Here is a 17,104-nt window from a genome sequence, read left to right on the forward strand (position 1 = left end):
CACCGCCCCGCCCGCCTTGATCTGCCCCCCGTCCGCGCTGCGTGCAGAAAGGTCGATTTGCGCGCGATTATTGGCCAGCCGGATATCCGCTGCGATGTCCTGCAGTGTCAGCCGAAGGTTGGGGGCGGACAGCGACGCGTTAGAGGTTTGAATGCTCCCGTTGACCGACCCAAGTGCCGGCGGGCCGTTCACCGTCAAATCGAACCGTGCCTGACCTTGCAAGCTCCGCGGCGCAATGAACGGGGCGGACAGCCCCAATGGCGCGTTCCCGTTCACGTCAAGGTTCAGATTGCCATCGCTGCCCACAAGCCCCGCGATCGTGGCACGGGTGCCCGCTGGTCCGGTGGCGTTCGTATTGACCCGCCAGCCAGCGCTTTCCTGCTGTGCGGTACCGGTCACATTCAGCGGGCCGGACAGTTTTGGCACCACGGCCCCCAGATTGGGGATCGTGACATCATAATTCAGCGCGGGCGCATCCCCCGTGACAACCCCCTGCACAGACGCCCGTGCCGCATAGGGGCCCGTCGCGTTTGTATCTACGGCGATGCCGGCGGGCGTTTGCCGCACCGATCCTTTTGCCGCCAGCGGGCCGGACACGCCCGGCACCAGCGGCTGCACATTTGGCACCGACACGTCAAACGTCAGCGACATATCGGGGCCTGTGGCCAAGCCTTCCACCATCGCGCGCGCGCCATATGGGCCCGTCGCGTTGGTGTCGACGAAGAACCCCTTTTCCGTCTGACGCACGGTCCCTGTCGCCGCAAGTGGCCCGTTCACCTGTGGCACCACCGCCTGAAGATTCGGGACCGATGCGTCGAAAGAGATATCGACCATAGGTGTTAACATCCCCTGAACGGCAACCTGCGCGGCGTAGGGGCCACTGGCTTTCGCGTCGATCTGGAACCCTTCTTCCAACTGCTTGAGGTTGCCCGACGCCTCTACCGCGCCGGTCACCTGCGGTGCAAAAGCCTCTACCCGCGGGATCGAGGCGCTAAAGTCCAGATCCAGCGGCGTCAGCAGCCCCTGGACCGAGGCGGTCACATCTTCGGGGGCGGAGGCTTTGGTGTCGACCTGCCACCCGTCCGGCGTCTGGCGGAGCACCCCATCCAACGCGATAGGACCCTCGACCGGCGCGTCGGGCACAAAGTCACGCAGTTCGGGCACATCGGCGGTGAAGTTGAGCACCGCATTCTCGCCCGTTGCCAGCCCTTTGGCGGTCAGCGCGGCACCGTAGGGGCCGTCTGTCACGGCATCAACAGTCCAGCCACGGGTGTCCTGCTCGGCCTCGGCCTTGATCGTGATGGGACCGGAATATTGCGGCAGCACAGTCTCGATATCGTTCAGTTTTGCATCAAACCGCGCTTGCGAATTATTGCTGCGCAGCTCGACGCCACCGCTGGCGGTCAATGCGTCATTTTCCAGCAGCAGGTCACGCACGAAGGTGCCCGTCTCGTCACGCGATGCGCCAAGGCTTAGCGTCGTGTCGCCAGCCAGCAATGCGTCCGCCTGTTCGATCCCCACTTTCAAATCCTGCGTCAGGCCAGAGATATTCAGGTCGAACGTCCCGTCCAGTGGCGTGATCTGACCCGCGATCTCTACATTCGCGGCCCCGTCCATCTCGCGTCCGGCAAGAGCGGAAAAGCGGCTGATGTCAGTGGCTTCAAGGCGGGCTTTCAACTGGGTAAGAAAGCTATCGGCTGGCCCGCTAATCGTGACATCACCGGTCAGACCATAATCCGCGCCAGAAAGATCAAGCCCCGTGATCTGAACCGGTGTGCCTTCGGTATAGGCGATGGTTGTACGCCCCTTGATGGACTGGCCGACCGCTTCGGAAACCGCGGCGTTAGTCAGCGTCAGCCCGTCAGCCGAGAATACCAGATCGCCCATAAATTCGCCGACGGTCCCTGCCGCACCTTGCAACGTCCCGTTCAACTTCAGTTGTGTCGCGTCAATCGCCAGCGCGTCTGTGGCCAGTTCGGTCACGTCGAACGTCGCGTCAATCGCGTCGCCATCTTGCGCGTTATAGTTCACATCAAGCCCGACGCGCCGCACGTAAGTATCGCCCCCAGCCACTGGCAGCAAAACGCGACTGCCATCGGCGCTGGCGACAGTGCCCGTGATGTCGATCAGGCTTGGCCAGTTGTCGCTGTTCAGCGTGACCTTGCCCTGCAATTCCGCGGATTGCGCCTTGAGGGCGAAATCGCTGACCTCGACACCGCCTTCAGCCTGCACCAAAGCATCCACGGTCAGCGCGACATCGGGGCCAAAAAATTCGCGGTATTGCGACAGGATCAGCGCGGTTACGTCGCCGTTCAGATCGGCCTGAATACGGCGGTCGGGCGCTGCGCTATCGCCTTGGGCGGCAACGATAACCTGACCCGCGAGCCGTTGTTCCCCGTCGGTTGAAAGGTTGATATCTGTTGCAAAATCCGAAAGTGGCCCCTGCCCCGCAATCACCAGATCGACAGAGGGCTCATCAGGCAGTTTAAGCGTGCGCGAGATGATCCCTTTGGCTTCCTCGGAAAGAGTCACGGCCATGTCCAGCAGGCTGTCATTGCGATCCAGATCAGCGGTGATTTTGAACTCGCCCTTCTTGCCATCGGTGCGCGCGGCCAGAATATCGATTGTCGCCGTGTCGTCATTCAACAGCGCGGTGGCTTGAACGGTCAGTGTGGCCGCTTCGCCCAGAATTGGCGCACCCAGATTGATCTCGTCGACCGAAAAGTCGGCCACATCGATGGCGACGGGCAGATCGGGGATCGCGGGAAAGGTAAAGGGTTTCGCCTCGGGATCGGGGAGCGTTTCTTCCTGCGCCACGGGCAATCGCGGCACGCTCAGCCGCTTTGCGGTCAGGGCCTGCACCTCCAGCCGGCCGCGCAACAGTGCGGAGCGGTTCCAGTCCAACTCCACCTCTTCCAACGTCAGCCAGACCCCTTGGTCGTCAGCGATGGTCATCCGGTCGAACCGCGCGCGCGAGCTGAGCGCCCCCGCGAAACCGTCAATACTGACCGTGCGGCCCGCGCCGCTGAGGGCGTCTTGGATTGTGCGGGTCAGGAAGCCTTTGTCATCCTCTTGGGCCGAAGCGACGGAGCCGACAAAGATCAGGGCGAAAACCAGAAAGCTGCGCATGAAGTGGATCAAAACGATTGTCCAATACCGATATAAACTTGAAAATTCTCATCTGTTTCGGGGCCCGACACAGGCACCGCGAGGTCTACGCGGATGGGGCCGATGCCCGTGGCATAGCGCAGACCAAGCCCCGCGCCTGACTGCCAAGTGCCTGACCCGTCGTAGAATTCCTCGGCACCGATGTAGCCCGCGTCGGCAAAGGCCACGACGCCGATCTTGTCGCGCACCTGCCAACGGGCCTCTGCGGACAGGCCCGCAAAGCTGCGACCGCCCACCGTATCGCCACTGGCCAGATCAACGCCAAGCGATTGGTAGGGTTGCCCGCGCACGGTGCCGCCGCCGCCGGAATAGAACAGATAGTCCGCGGGCGATTCAGCCAGTGTCGGGCCATAGACCGACCCGAGCTGCCCCCGCAGGGCAAAGGTGACGGGCCGCGTGGTGCCAAAGGTTTTATAGCCGCGCACGTCGATGTAGGTGCGCACGCCGTTATCCGACCCCGACAGCGCCACAAAAGGCGTCACGCTGGCCTTGGCGTAGTAGCCATCTTTCGCATCAAGCCGATTGTCGCGGTAATCATGTTCCGCGCTTAGGGGCAGCGTCAGCAACGTATATTTGTTCTCGCCAAAAGCGTCGCGGGTTTCAGCCGTCCGCAAACCGACACCAAGCGTATAGGTCCGTTCCTCGCTGGCGATGCGTTCGATCCCGGCCTCAAGGTCGAGTTGACGCGAGAAATAGTTCACCTCGTCAAGCTGTTCGATCTCGGCCAGCGCGTAGAAATTCGTGTCGGCGTTAAAGGTCGCAGGGCGTTCAAAACGGGTGCCAAGACGATAATCCGTGCCGCCGGAATTGCCGCCGATCCCCGACACCTCGCCTTCGACACGTAGGCTTTCGGCCCCGCCCAGCAGGTTACGGTGCAGCCAGTAGGTGCTGACGCTGAGCCCTTCAAGCGACGACAGTTCCCCGCCGAAACCAAAGCGTCGCTTGGGCGCGTCAGTGATCTGCGCTGTAATCGGCAGAACATCGGGCGCGGTGATCTGTTCGGCCTCGATCATCGCGACAGAACTGAAAGCGCCCGTGCGCCGCAACCGTGTGGCGGCCAGATCAAGTTGCTCTTGTGAATAGACCTCTCCGGTGGGCAGTCCGGCGATTTTGACGATCCGGCGCAGGCGCACATCGCTTTTCCCCTTTACCGTCAACTCTCCGAAACGCAGGCGCGGTCCCGGGCTCAGACGCAGGGTTGCCGCCAGCGTGGCATCGGGCACGCGGGCGGTCAGCTGCTGGTCGGCCAGCTCGGCTTTGGCGTGGCCCTGATCGCGCCAGCCTTCGATACCGGCGGCGACGGCCTCTTTCATGACGCCGAGACTTGCGGTTTCACCTGTGGCGAATTCATCGGGCAACTTGGTTTCGGGGGCGACTGGGGCGATTTCGGCCTTGGAAAAGCTGAACTTGCGACCGGTTTCGATGTTGATCACAGCGCGGTTGATCTGCCGCGGCGGGGCGACCGGCGCGATGGCAGAGGCGTCTACACCGTCGATGGTAATCTTGATGACGGCAGCAAAATACCCTTCGTCATAGAGCACGGCCAGAAGGCGGGCATAATCGGCCTGCGCGGCGGCCAAAAGCTCTTGCGTGGTGGGGTCTGCATCTTCGTCCGTTTGTTCGCGCAGAAGCGATCCGCCGAGCACCGTCTCGTATAGATCAGAGTCCTTATCGATGCCGGTGATGTCGAGCGTCGCCGCAAGACCCGCCGTGCATCCTCCCCAGACCAAAGCTGCCGCAGCCGTAGACGCCCGCAGGAACTTTGCAAAACTGCCTGATTGAAAATGCCCCATGCGGTGCTCCCTGTACTCATAGAACGACGTGCCGTTGGGTGAGACATAGAGCGCGCGACCGCAACGTCAGCAAACTTGTTTATTATTCCCTTGTGCATAGCGGAAAGCGCCTGCCATCGGCAAACAGTCTGTTGGCCAAAATCGCGATTGTGAACCGCAAAACACATCCGGTTATGTCATTTTACGCAAGCAGGCGGAAGTTTGCCGTGAAAATTGGGGCGCGTATGCAAAACGCCCGCCAGGGGGAACCTGACGGGCGTTCTTTTCAAGGCCGTGCGAAACGGCCAGTGGCCGGTGGTTAGGCCGATTTCGCGAGGTTGCGCAGCACGTAGTGCAGAACGCCACCGTGTTCGATGTATTCAATCTCGATCGCGGTATCGATCCGGCATTTGATCATGATCTCTTTGACCGAGCCATCTGCCATTGTGATCGTGCAAGGCACTTCCTGCAGCGGCTTGATGGTGTCCAGACCGCTGATCGAAACGGTTTCCTCGCCGGTCAGGCCCAGGCTCTTGCGGGTGTCGCCGTTGGTGAACTCGAACGGGATAACACCCATGCCAACCAGGTTGGAGCGGTGGATACGTTCAAAGTTCTCGGCGATGACCGCCTTGACGCCCAGCAACGCCGTGCCTTTGGCCGCCCAGTCACGGGACGAACCCGCGCCGTATTGTTCACCACCGAAGATGACCAGCGGGGTGCCGTTTTCCTGATGCGCCATAGCCGCGTCAAAGATCGAGGTCTGTTCGCCATCGGGGCCTTTGGTATAGCCGCCCTCAACACCGTCCAGCATTTCGTTCTTGATACGGATGTTGGCGAATGTGCCGCGCATCATGACCTCGTGGTTACCACGACGGCTACCGTACGAGTTGAATTCACGCACAGGCACCTGACGTTCCACCAGATACTGACCCGCTGGCGTGGTTTCCTTGAAGGAACCGGCAGGCGAGATGTGGTCGGTTGTGATCATGTCACCCAGAACGGCAAGCACTTTGGCGTTCTCGATGTTGGTGATCACACCCGGCTCTGGCGACATGCCTTGGAAGTAGGGCGGGTTCTGCACATAGGTCGAGGTTGGTGGCCAGTCATAGGTCTTGGCGTCGGTGGTTTCGACGGACTGCCACTTTTCGTCGCCCTTGAAGACGTCGGCATATTTTTCCTGGAAGGCTTCGCGGGTCACGGTCTGCTCGACCAGATCAGCGACTTCCTTGGATGTTGGCCAGATGTCTTTCAGATAGACGTCGTTGCCGTCCTTGTCCTGACCCAGCGGGCTGTTGGCCAGATCGACGTTCATGTCACCGACCAGCGCGTATGCGACTACCAGGGGAGGCGACGCCAGATAGTTGGCGCGCACGTCAGGCGAAATCCGCCCTTCAAAGTTCCGGTTACCCGAGAGGATCGATGTCCCGATCAGGTCGTAGTCGTTGATCGCCTTGCTGATCGGTGCTTCGAGCGGGCCGGAGTTACCGATACAGGTGGTGCAGCCATACCCGACGAGGTTGAAGCCTATGGCGTCCAGATCCTCTTGCAGGTTTGCGGCCTCAAGATAGGCGGACACAACCTGGCTACCGGGCGCGAGCGACGTCTTGACCCAAGGCTTGCGGGTCAGGCCCAAGGCGCGTGCCTTGCGTGCAACCAGACCAGCACCGATCATCACATAGGGGTTGGATGTGTTGGTGCACGATGTGATCGACGCAATGACGATGGACCCGTCATGCAGCTGGTAGTTGCCATCTTCCGTCTGGACGTAGCCACGCTTGTGGTTGCCCTCGTCACCGGGGATGTCTTGAGGCTCGGGCTGGCCGCCCTCACCTTCCCAACGGACTTCGGCGTTGGCTGTGGTGTCTTTACCTTCGCGCACGCCCTTCACGTATTCTGCAAATGCAGTGTGTGCCGAGGTCAGTGCAATGTAGTCTTGCGGACGCTTTGGACCCGAGATCGCAGGCACGATGGTGCCCATGTCGAGCGACAGTGTGTCGGTGTAAACCGGCGCATAATCATCGCCGCGCCACATACCGTTTTCCTTGGCATAGGCTTCGACCAGCGCGATGCGGTCTTCATCACGGCCGGTGGTGCGCATGTAACGCAGGGTTTCGGCGTCGATGGGGAAGAAGCCACAGGTCGCACCGTATTCGGGGGCCATGTTGGCAATTGTCGCGCGGTCCGCCAGAGGCAGGCTATCAAGGCCGGCACCGTAGAATTCGACGAATTTACCAACCACGCCCTTCTCGCGCAGCATTTCGACCACTTTCAGCACCAGATCGGTCCCGGTGGTGCCTTCCATCATGGCACCGGTCAGTTCAAAGCCGATCACCTCGGGGATCAACATCGAAATCGGCTGACCCAGCATCGCGGCTTCGGCCTCGATCCCGCCAACGCCCCAGCCCAGAACGGCCATGCCGTTTACCATTGTGGTGTGGCTGTCGGTCCCGACGAGCGTGTCAGGATATGCGACTTCGACGCCGTTCTGATCCTTGTCGGTCCAAACGGTCTGCGCCAGATATTCAAGGTTCACCTGGTGGCAGATGCCGGTGCCGGGGGGTACAACGCGGAAGTTGTTAAACGCCTTCTGACCCCATTTCAGGAAGGTATAGCGTTCGATGTTGCGCTCGTATTCGCGGTCAACGTTCATCTGGAACGCGCGCGGGTTGCCGAACTCGTCGATCATGACCGAGTGGTCGATGACAAGATCAACAGGGTTCAGCGGGTTAATCTTGTCGGCATCGCCACCCAAGGCAACCAGCCCGTCGCGCATCGCCGCAAGGTCCACAACTGCGGGAACGCCGGTGAAATCCTGCATCAACACGCGTGCGGGACGGTAAGCGATCTCGCGCGGGTTCTGGCCGCCCTTGGCACCCCATTCGGCGAAGGCCTTGATGTCATCGACGGTGACAGTTTTGCCATCTTCGAAACGCAGCATGTTCTCAAGCACCACCTTAAGCGCGGCTGGCAAGTTGGAGAAATCACCCAGACCGGCTTCCTGCGCTGCAGGAATCGAATAATAAGCGATGGATTGGCTGCCCGAAGATAGAGTTTTGCGGGTTTTGGCGGTGTCCTGGCCAACGAAGATGGTCATGGATGGCTCCCTTTATGGGTTAAAAAAGGTCGGTGACTTGGGGCCTAAATGCCTTATTGCGCGGGTCGTTTCAACTGCAAACACGCGCTTCCGGCGCTTTTGTATACCGTTGTGTACTGGATCGAGGCATTTCATACGCAATCCCGTGACGTTACACCGCCTCAACAAAGGTTGAGTGGTAATTACAACGGGTGCAGTCTACGAATTGAGCATCCAAACCGAAAGTACCCTGCGATGCCCCGCCTGTTTACGTCCCTGATTGCCGCTGGCCTGCTGTCCATAGCGCCTGCCTTTGCTCAGGATCGCCCCGTTGTCGTCGAACTCTATACCTCGCAAGGGTGCTCTTCCTGCCCTCCTGCTGACGAGATGTTTGCCGAGCTGTCCAAAAGGGACGACGTGATCGCGCTGGCGCTGCATGTGGATTATTGGGACTATATCGGCTGGCAAGACCCCTTTGGTGCGCCTGCGCACGCCAAACGCCAGCGCGCCTATGCGCTGACTGGTGGGCGGACGTCGATTTACACGCCCGAGATGATCGTCAACGGCCAGTCCGATGTGGTCGGTGCCAAACCCATGAAGCTGATGGAGGCGATCAACAAGCACAAAGAAGACGCTCCGCAGGTCGACCTATCTATCGCACGCGACGGGGACACCCTGCGCATCAAAGCGCATACCGTATCGGGTGCCGCCGGACCGTTTGACGTGCATCTGCTGCGCTATCACCCGATGGCGGTCACGCAGGTCAAACGCGGCGAAAACGCGGGTCACACGTTCGAGAATTATAACATCGTCGAAGGCTGGCAGACGGTTGATCAGTGGGACGGGCAAGCGCCGCTATCACTCTCTGCCGCGATCACTGGCGATATGCCGGTGGTTGTGCTGGTGCAGCGCAGCAATGCAGGGCCGATCGTGGCAGCGGCCCGGATCAAGTAGTCGCTCAAAACACCTAGATATTTAGGCATTAATTGTCGTGGATGCGCCAGCGACGATGGACCCAGAACCATTGCTCGGGATCCGCTTTCACCCGTGCGGTAAGACTGTCATTCAACGCCTGGGTCATCGTGGCAGCATCGCTGTGTGGCACAGGTGCCTCCAGCACCGTGTCGAATGACACCCCATCAGCTTGTCGAATGCCGTAGAACGGGATCAACAGCGCATCATAGCGCAGTGCCAGCTCGGCGGCAGAAAGCGCTGTATTGGCAGGTTGCCCCAAGAAATCGAGCGCCGGCGCGCCAAAGACGTGTTGATCAAACAGCAGTACCAGCTGCCCGCCCTCTTTTAGATGCCGTACGAAACCCGCCGTGCCGCGTCGGCCTTGCGGGAAGACAGGGCCGCCGAAAGCCTCCATCGTTTGGACATAGTGGGCGTTGAAATAGGGGTTTTTCATGTTGCGGTAGAGTCCGCCGATGTCATACCCCCGCGCCACAAGACAGGCACGCATCGCTTCGTAGTTGCCATAGTGGCCCGTCACCAGAATGACCGGCTTGCCTTGTTCTGCCGCTTTTTCCAGCGCCGCGACGCCTGCGCCGGTCGGCGTATTCTTTGCCATACGCTTGGGGAAGTCGCGCGCCGAATAGTTTTCGATAAAGCTGCGCCCCACGTTGTTAAGGCACTTTGAGGCAATTTCTGCGCGCCGTTCTTGCGGCATCTGCGGCCAGATCATCGCAAGATTATCAAGCGCCCGCGCCCGATATCCTGCTACCGGCCCGATCACATGTTGAACAACCCAGCCGACGAACGCTATGCGCGCTTTATACGGCAGCACCAAAGCCAGCCGAATAAGGCCGACGATAAAGGCATTGGTCAGGTAGTGTCCTGCACGTCGGCTAAAGCGAACTTTCTTAGGATATTTGGGACTGGCCATGCGCATCTGCCTGCAAGGAAAAGCGCCCCTAAGGGGCGGGGCCTGCCGTTCATACCGCGCAGGGCCCCGCGCAACAAGCGTGTTTCACCCAGGCGGCAATGCGCCACCGGATGCAACAGCGGCTGGTTAATAGCTAAACGTCTGACCGGTTGCGATCGCTGTCCGCAAGGAGGTTTCGGCCCATGTCCCTGCCCCGCCATGCGCGCGAATGGCACGAAGTTCGGCCAAAGCTTCGGGGATATCGCCCTGCTCTACCAAAGCTTGCCCGCGATAGGACCGCGCGAGAACATTCGCAGGGTTGGCTGCCAGCGCACGCGCATAGAACGCCATTCCGCCAGCTTGGTCGCCCATTTTGCGCGTCGTGAACCCCATGTAGGTCAAGCGACGATCGTCGTGCTCAGGCATAGCGGCAAGAACGATCTGCGCATCCGAATACTCCCCTGCATAGGCCAGTTCACGAACAGTTTGATAAAGGTCATCCGGTGTTAGGCGGCTATCCTTTGCATCGATACAGGTCTTTGACTTCTTGTCATACACCTGCCCGTCTTCGCACTTCACAACGGGCTTCGGTGGGGACGTATCATTGGAACCAGCGGCAAAGGCCGCGAAAGGCATCGCCAATGACAGGATGGACGCAAACACAACACGCATACTCAAACACTCCTGAACTAAATACACGGCTGATGTTAGACGATCCGCGCCATAGGTAAAGCATTTGGTTCCAGCCTAACGTCACGATATGGCGCGAGATAGGGCAATAATACGCAGCTTTTGAATCAAAAAAGGCTGCACCGCCGTCAAGCGATGCAGCCCTGAATGCCTGCGCGTGTATCAGTCCTTGAAGACGCGCTTAAAGATCGTATCAACATGTTTGGTGTGGTAACCCAAATCGAATTTTTCCTCGATCTCTTCTGCACTTAGTGCGGCCAGGACTTCTTCGTCAGCCAGCAGCTCGGTCTTGAAATCCTTGCCGTCTTCCCAGACCTTCATGGCGTTGCGTTGAACCAGCTTGTAGCTATCTTCGCGGCTCACGCCGGCCTGCGTGAGCGCGAGCAAGACACGTTGCGACATCACAAGACCGCTAAACTTGTTCATATTTGCGAGCATGTTGTCAGGATAAATCAGCATATTGTCGATGACGCCGGTCAAACGATGCAGCGCGAAGTCAAGAGTGATGGTGGTGTCGGGGCCGATCGCACGCTCAACGCTGGAATGGGAGATATCGCGTTCATGCCACATGGTGACATTTTCCATTGCTGGAATCACAGCCATGCGAATTGTACGGGCCAGCCCGGTCAGGTTCTCGGTGAGCACAGGGTTTTTCTTGTGCGGCATCGCCGAAGACCCTTTCTGACCCGCCGAGAAAAACTCAGCCCCTTCCAAGACTTCGGTCCGTTGCATGTGCCGCACTTCGGTCGCAACGTTCTCGATAGAGCTGGCGATCACACCAAGCGCTGCGAAAAATGCCGCGTGACGGTCACGGGGGATGATCTGCGTGCTCACGGGTTCGGGCGACAGGCCCAGTTTTTCGCAGACATGTTCCTCGACCCGCGGATCGATATTCGCAAATGTCCCCACAGCGCCGGAAATCGCACCGGTAGCAATCTCGGAGCGTGCTGTTTTCAGCCGCGTCAGGTTGCGGTCCATCTCTGCATAAAAGCGCGCAAAGGTAAGGCCCATCGTTGTGGGTTCAGCGTGGATCCCGTGGCTGCGCCCGACGCGCACAGTATTTTTATGTTCCATGGCACGGCGCTTCAGCGCGGCCAGCAGCAACCCCATGTCTTCGATCAAAATATCAGCTGCGCGGGTTAATTGCACGTTAAAGCAGGTGTCCAAAACGTCAGAAGAGGTCATCCCCTGGTGCACAAAACGCGCCTCGTCGCTCCCTACATGCTCTGCCAGATGCGTCAAAAACGCGATAACGTCATGTTTTGTAACGGCTTCAATCTCGTCAATTCGCGCGACATCGAACTCGACATCTTTGGCTTTCCAAACCGCCTCCGCATTCTCGCGCGGGATCACCCCAAGGTCAGCCATGGCGTCACAGGCATGCGCCTCGATCTCGTACCAGATGCGGAACTTGGTTTCGGGGGACCAGATCGCAACCATCTCGGGGCGGGAATAACGGGGAATCATGTGGTGATACCTTTGTTTTGGGGTGTTTTGATGTACGCGCGGGATAGACCGCGGGGGGGTAAAGAACAAGTCTGAACCCTTGCGCCACCAAGGCAGGGACGCTTGCTGCCTCGCCCATAGGCGCCTCCGGCGGGAGTTTATGGGGCAAAATGAAGGAGAGCCGGGTTTGTCCAATTCGGGGCTGGCGGTTTACCTTCGGACAGGCAAAGGTGCCGCAAATTGAATATATTACGCCATTAAGGAATCGCTAAGAAATGTCTGACACGTCTCGCTTAAGCCCCGCTACGATTGCTGCCCAAGCAGCGGGAGCGGTTGATGCGCAAACCGGCGGGGTGGTCCCGGCGCTGCCTATGGCCACGACCTATCTGCGGGATGAAGCATACCAACCGCTGCGTGCAGACAACATCTATTTGCGCGATCAGAGCGATATTGTACGCGTTGCAGAAAAAGTGCTCTCTCAACTGGAGGGGGCGAAAGAATCGCTGCTGTTCCCGTCAGGCATGGCAGCGCTTGCCGCCGTCTTCCGTACCGTCCCAAATGGCGGGCGCGTGCTGGTGCAAAGCCAGATTTACTGGGGCACCACCAAGTGGATTCGGGATTTCTGCACCCGGCGTGACATTGAACTGCGAGAGGTCGAAGCCTCTGACATGGCGGCGTTTGCCGCCGCCTGCGACAGCTTTGGACCAACCTTGGCGCTCATCGAAACGCCATCAAACCCGTGGCTTCGCGTGGTCGATATCCAGGCTGCGGCTGATGCGGTGCATAGCGCGGGTGGGCTGCTTGTGGTGGATAGCACGGCCGCGACGCCGATTCTGCAACAGCCGCTTAAACACGGTGCCGACGTTGTAATGCATTCTGCCACAAAGGGCATTAATGGACATTCGGATGTATTGGCGGGCGTCCTGGCGACCAATGACGTCACGGGCCGCGTGTGGGAAGATATCAAAGCGGACCGGCATGATGCAGGCGCGGTTATCGGCCCGTTTGAAGCATGGTTGCTGGTCCGCGGGATGCGCACCCTGCCCCTGCGCGCCAAGCAAATGTCGTGCAACGCCATGGAATTGGCAGAGTTTTTGCAAAATCACCCGAAAATCGAAGAGGTTCTCTATCCGGGTCTTGCGTCACATACGGGCCACGAATTGGCGACGCGGCAAATGTCAGGAGGATTTGGGGCGCTTTTGTCTTGCATTGTAAAGGGGGGCAGCGCAACGGCGCTGGAGGTTGTCGGTAAGCTGGAAGTTTTTCATCGCGCAACGTCTTTGGGCGGGGTCGAAAGCCTTGTCGAACACCGCCACACGATCGAACCCCACACCGGGATTCCCGAAGGGTTGCTGCGTTTATCGGTGGGGATTGAAGATATCAAAGATCTAATACGCGACTTAAGCCAAGCGCTTGATGCATAAAGATACTTCGGGGCGCTCGCGCCCCGGGACCCCATGTCTTTCGAAGATGATTTGAAGGATACAACCAGTGGTGCGGTCGGAGAGACTCGAACTCTCACGGGTGTTACCCCACAGCGACCTCAACGCTGCGCGTCTACCATTCCGCCACGACCGCACGCCATGGTTGGTGAGGGTCGTTTAGACAAACTCTTTCACAAAGTGAAGAGTAAAATTGCGCCAGATTAAGTCCTTGTTCAGATTCGTGTGATTTATCATTCAATCGGGCGGGGTGGCTTGAAAAACAGTGCGAAGACGTAAACTTAAAGGAGGATATGAATCGAGGAACAATATGACCCAAGCGCCCATAGATCCCCCTGCCCTGCAGATCGACATCGTTTCTGACGTGATGTGCCCTTGGTGTATTGTCGGGTACCGCCAGCTAGAGCAGGCGTTAGCCGCCTTGAATATCGGCGCGTTCATCCGCTGGCACCCTTTCGAGCTTAACCCCCAAATGGGCCCCGAAGGTCAGAACCTGACCGAACATATTGCCGAAAAATATGGTGCATCGCCTGAGCAATCGGCGCAAAACCGTGCGCATCTTGTGCAGCTTGGCACCGAACTTGGAATCGACTTCAATTTCAACGCCGAAAGCCGCATCGTCAACAGCTTTGCTGCGCACCAACTGCTAGATTGGGCTCAGGATCAGAACCTGCAGCACCCTCTTAAGCTTGCTTTGTTTGAGGCACATTTTACGAAGGGATTGGATGTTTCAGACCATAAAGTTCTTGTTGATGTCGCTACAGATGTCGGATTGGATCGTAGTTCTGCGCAGGACGTTCTCGACAGCGGCAGCCATGTAGAACGCGTTCGCGAACGCCAGTCGGTTTGGACATCGCAGGGGATTTCTGGCGTGCCTTCAATGATCTTCGCGGGCAAATACCTTGTGACTGGTGCGCAGGGTGTCGATAATTATGTGCAAATTATCCAAAAAGTAATTCAAGAGGTAAGCGCCGCGGAATGACTGTCTCGTTTACCTCGACTCAACGGTGCGCACAGAATGGTTGAATGGATCACCTCCAAGGGCCTTGTCGATTACCGGGAAGCCGAAGCATGGATGGAGGAACGCGCGGCCCTTATCGCCGCGGGAAATGCCGATGAATGCGTCTGGCTTGTAGAGCATGCTCCGCTATATTCTGCGGGCACCTCAGCAAAATCAGAAGATTTGACTGACCCAAAGCGGTTTCCGGTATATGAAACGCGCCGCGGCGGACAGTACACATACCATGGGCCGGGGCAGCGGGTTGTTTATGTGATGCTGGACGTCGGTAAACGCGGCCGGGACGTCAGACGTTTTGTTCAAGACCTTGAACATTGGGTGATCGCGACCCTTGCAAGCTTTACCATCAAAGGCGAGATCAAGGAGGGGCGCGTTGGCGTCTGGGTGGAACGTCCCGAGAAACCGCTCACGGCGCAGGGTGGCATTCGCGAAGATAAAATCGCGGCGATCGGTATCCGACTTAGAAAATGGGTCAGCTTTCACGGAATCAGCATAAATGTTGATCCAAATCTTGAGCATTTTTCCGGGATCGTCCCCTGTGGGATCCAAGAACATGGCGTTACGTCTCTAGTAGACCTTGGCCTGCCAGTTACGATGGAAGACGTTGATATCGCCCTGAAAGCGCAGTTCGACACGGTTTTCCCTCCGCTGTCTTAGTACGCGCCCAAAGACGGATAGGGGGTGCGGACGAAAAGTTGGACTATCTTGGAGATAGTCCATGTACAGCTACGAAGAACGACTGCGCGCGGTTAAGCTTTATATCAAGCTCGGCAAGCGCGTGCAGGCCACCATCCGTGAGTTGGGGTATCCAACGAAGAACGCCCTGAAAGGGTGGCATCGAGAATACCGTAAGCGGTGCGCCGTTCACACCGGATTGACGTAGTTCCAGGGCAAAAGCTGGTTGATATCGGTTTGTTTGTGACCGCCTGCTATGGCTTTCAGGACACCGGACAGATAGCCGTGGGGCTCGATCCCGTTGAGTTTGCAGGTCTCGATCAGGGATGCGATGACGGCCCAGTTTTGCGCTCCGGCATCATGGCCTGCGAAGAGCGCGTTTTTGCGGTTGAGGGCGATGGGACGGATGGTGCGCTCGACGGCGTTGGAATCCAGTTCGATGCGACCGTCGTCGAGGAACCGGCATAACCCTTCCCAGTATTTAGCGATGTATTTTAGGGCCTCTCCGGTCGGCGATTTTGCCGAGACGCGGGCGCGGTTCTGGGCGAGCCCGAGCTCGAAGGCGTCGGTGATGGGTTTTGAGCGGTCCTGTCGTGCAGCGTGCCGTTGATCGGCAGGCAGACCGTGCAGGTCCTTTTCGATACGGTAGAGTGCCTGGATTTGAGTCAGGCCCTCCTGCGCGATTGAAGCTGCGCCAGATTGGGTCACATCATGCAGTTTGCGGCGGGCATGGGCCCAGCAATAGGCCAGCGTCACATCCTGCGCAGGGCGTTTGAGCAAGCGGTTGTAACCAGCATATCCATCCATTGCCCGGCAGGCGATTGCGAAGCAATCTGCCGAGAGGGGACCTGCAGGACACCGCTGAAGCCTTTCAAAATATTGTCTGCATGCTGGCCGGATCGTCCTGGCGCATAGGTGAAGGCTACTCCGGGAGGATCATCACCGCCCCAAGGCCTGTCATCACGGGCCAGCGCCCAGAAGTATCCGGTTTTGGTGCGTTTGCGCCCGGGTGACAGAACGGGTGCGGGTGTTTCGTCTATTACCCGGCAGGCGCATGCAAAGCATGCTGCCGAGAGGGCATGAAGAGCTTGGTGGCGCGCTTCAGATCGGCCATGAGCGCATCATAGACCGGGGTCAATTCGAACGCCGACTTGCCAACCCAGGCGGCCAGGGTTGAGCGATCCAGATCAATCCCCTGGCGGCTGTAAATCTGGGCCTGTCGATAGAGCGGCAAGTGATCGGCATATTTGGAGACCAAGACATGTGCCAAAGTGGCCTCGGTCGGCATGCCGCCTGCGATGATATGGGCTGGTGCCGGAGCTTGGGCGATCCTGCCTTCGCAGGACCTACAGGCGTACTTTGGGCGGCGGGTAACAATCACCCGGAACTGGGCCGGGATGATGTCCAGTCGCTCGCTGACATCCTCGCCAATGACGTGACGCTCAGTTCCGCAGGCGCAGGATCGGTAGGGTTCAATGACCACCTCAACCCGTTCCAGATGTTTGGGTAGTGATCCGCGATTGGTCTGGCGCGGCTTTGGGGGCCGCACGGGCGCGGTCCGCTCGTCCGCGTCGATCTCGGATTCCACCTGTGCGATGGCGGTCTCGATATCCTCGAGTTCCAGTTTATACTGGGCCGGGTCAAATCTTCTCGGATTTGGCCCCGAAGAGCGCCTTCTTGAACGAGGCAAGCAAGGCCTCAAGCCGCGCATTCTGATCCTGCTGCGCACGGATGATCGCCTTTAGTTCGGCAATGTCATCGGGCAATTTGTCAGGCACAGTCATGCCCCATCTCATAACAAAACAAGGGCAGAATGACCCGCGCAAACGACCCCGTGAGTCACTCCGCCGCAGCTGGGGCTGCCACTTCCAAAGGGCGCACGCGCCGCCAATCCAGACCCGCAAACAGAGCCTCAAACTGGGCCGGTTCCAGACGCATCACTCCGTTCTTGATCGC

The 17,104-nt window shown here is 58.7% G+C and carries 11 protein-coding genes, 1 tRNA gene and 1 pseudogene; 5 read left to right on the plus strand and 8 right to left on the minus strand.

Annotation, left to right across the window (positions count from 1 at the left end):
• From B3849_RS04215 to acnA, 3 genes are all read right to left on the minus strand, one after another.
• Positions 1-3,129, minus strand: a 3,129-nt coding sequence (locus B3849_RS04215) for a translocation/assembly module TamB (protein ID WP_286779858.1), incomplete at its 3' end; no start/stop codon positions are given.
• Positions 3,130-3,137: 8 nt separating this feature from the next.
• Positions 3,138-4,961 (minus strand): autotransporter assembly complex protein TamA, encoded by a 1,824-nt coding sequence (locus B3849_RS04220; protein WP_278425937.1) that lies wholly within the window; start codon positions 4,959-4,961, stop codon positions 3,138-3,140.
• Between the two features lie 298 nt (positions 4,962-5,259).
• A complete protein-coding gene (gene acnA / locus B3849_RS04225; RefSeq protein ID WP_278425936.1) occupies positions 5,260-8,034 on the minus strand; it encodes an aconitate hydratase AcnA in 2,775 nt (924 codons plus the stop codon).
• A gap of 234 nt (positions 8,035-8,268) precedes the next feature.
• On the opposite strand from acnA, the gene B3849_RS04230 reads away from it, so the two are divergent.
• The gene (locus B3849_RS04230; protein WP_278425935.1) at positions 8,269-8,967 is read left to right on the plus strand and encodes a DUF1223 domain-containing protein; all 699 of its coding nucleotides are present in this window, start codon (positions 8,269-8,271) and stop codon (positions 8,965-8,967) included.
• A gap of 28 nt (positions 8,968-8,995) precedes the next feature.
• Here B3849_RS04230 and B3849_RS04235 read toward each other — a convergent pair whose 3' ends face one another.
• From B3849_RS04235 to purB, 3 genes are all read right to left on the minus strand, one after another.
• Entirely contained in the window at positions 8,996-9,898 is a 903-nt protein-coding gene (locus B3849_RS04235; protein WP_278375448.1) for a lysophospholipid acyltransferase family protein, read from the minus strand.
• A gap of 126 nt (positions 9,899-10,024) precedes the next feature.
• A complete protein-coding gene (locus B3849_RS04240) occupies positions 10,025-10,549 on the minus strand; it encodes a tetratricopeptide repeat protein (RefSeq protein ID WP_037944579.1) in 525 nt (174 codons plus the stop codon).
• A gap of 180 nt (positions 10,550-10,729) precedes the next feature.
• Positions 10,730-12,034 (minus strand): adenylosuccinate lyase, encoded by a 1,305-nt coding sequence (gene purB / locus B3849_RS04245; protein WP_005854277.1) that lies wholly within the window; start codon positions 12,032-12,034, stop codon positions 10,730-10,732.
• Between the two features lie 254 nt (positions 12,035-12,288).
• Between purB and B3849_RS04250 the strand changes: the two genes are divergently transcribed.
• Positions 12,289-13,437 carry a trans-sulfuration enzyme family protein gene (locus B3849_RS04250; RefSeq protein ID WP_286779859.1) on the plus strand — a complete coding sequence of 383 codons (1,149 nt, stop codon included), beginning with the start codon at positions 12,289-12,291 and terminating at the stop codon, positions 13,435-13,437.
• 68 nt (positions 13,438-13,505) lie between these two features.
• On the opposite strand, the gene B3849_RS04255 is transcribed toward B3849_RS04250, so the two are convergent.
• Positions 13,506-13,591: transfer RNA gene (locus tag B3849_RS04255), tRNA-Leu, on the minus strand.
• Positions 13,592-13,765: 174 nt separating this feature from the next.
• On the opposite strand from B3849_RS04255, the gene B3849_RS04260 reads away from it, so the two are divergent.
• From B3849_RS04260 to B3849_RS04270, 3 genes are all read left to right on the plus strand, one after another.
• On the plus strand, positions 13,766-14,437 hold the full coding sequence (locus B3849_RS04260) for a DsbA family oxidoreductase (RefSeq protein WP_278425933.1): 672 nt from the start codon (positions 13,766-13,768) through the stop codon (positions 14,435-14,437).
• Between the two features lie 36 nt (positions 14,438-14,473).
• Positions 14,474-15,130, plus strand: a complete 657-nt coding sequence (lipB, locus tag B3849_RS04265; protein WP_286779860.1) for a lipoyl(octanoyl) transferase LipB — start codon at positions 14,474-14,476, stop codon at positions 15,128-15,130.
• A gap of 61 nt (positions 15,131-15,191) precedes the next feature.
• Positions 15,192-15,356: a hypothetical protein gene (locus tag B3849_RS04270; protein WP_422664340.1), complete on the plus strand. Its 165-nt coding sequence runs from the start codon at positions 15,192-15,194 to the stop codon at positions 15,354-15,356.
• On the opposite strand, the pseudogene tnpC reads toward B3849_RS04270, so the two are convergent.
• Positions 15,338-16,932 (minus strand): annotated as a pseudogene (gene tnpC / locus B3849_RS04275) (IS66 family transposase). The gene B3849_RS04270 and the pseudogene tnpC sit on opposite strands and share 19 nt — an antisense overlap.
• Positions 16,933-17,104: the final 172 nt, after the last annotated feature.

This window comes from Sulfitobacter sp. UBA4523 (assembly GCF_002388305.1).
Classification (GTDB): Bacteria; Pseudomonadota; Alphaproteobacteria; order Rhodobacterales; family Rhodobacteraceae; genus Sulfitobacter; species Sulfitobacter pontiacus.

Excerpts from the sequence above, each read along its gene's own strand:
- B3849_RS04270 (WP_422664340.1), top strand. The coding sequence starts at position 15,192 with ATGTACAGCTACGAAGAACGACTGCGCGCGGTTAAGCTTTATATCAAG.
- purB (WP_005854277.1), bottom strand. The coding sequence starts at position 12,034 with ATGATTCCCCGTTATTCCCGCCCCGAGATGGTTGCGATCTGGTCCCCC.
- B3849_RS04240 (WP_037944579.1), bottom strand. The coding sequence starts at position 10,549 with ATGCGTGTTGTGTTTGCGTCCATCCTGTCATTGGCGATGCCTTTCGCG.
- B3849_RS04230 (WP_278425935.1), top strand. The coding sequence starts at position 8,269 with ATGCCCCGCCTGTTTACGTCCCTGATTGCCGCTGGCCTGCTGTCCATA.
- acnA (WP_278425936.1), bottom strand. The coding sequence starts at position 8,034 with ATGACCATCTTCGTTGGCCAGGACACCGCCAAAACCCGCAAAACTCTA.
- B3849_RS04220 (WP_278425937.1), bottom strand. The coding sequence starts at position 4,961 with ATGGGGCATTTTCAATCAGGCAGTTTTGCAAAGTTCCTGCGGGCGTCT.
- lipB (WP_286779860.1), top strand. The coding sequence starts at position 14,474 with ATGGTTGAATGGATCACCTCCAAGGGCCTTGTCGATTACCGGGAAGCC.
- B3849_RS04235 (WP_278375448.1), bottom strand. The coding sequence starts at position 9,898 with ATGGCCAGTCCCAAATATCCTAAGAAAGTTCGCTTTAGCCGACGTGCA.
- B3849_RS04250 (WP_286779859.1), top strand. The coding sequence starts at position 12,289 with ATGTCTGACACGTCTCGCTTAAGCCCCGCTACGATTGCTGCCCAAGCA.
- B3849_RS04260 (WP_278425933.1), top strand. The coding sequence starts at position 13,766 with ATGACCCAAGCGCCCATAGATCCCCCTGCCCTGCAGATCGACATCGTT.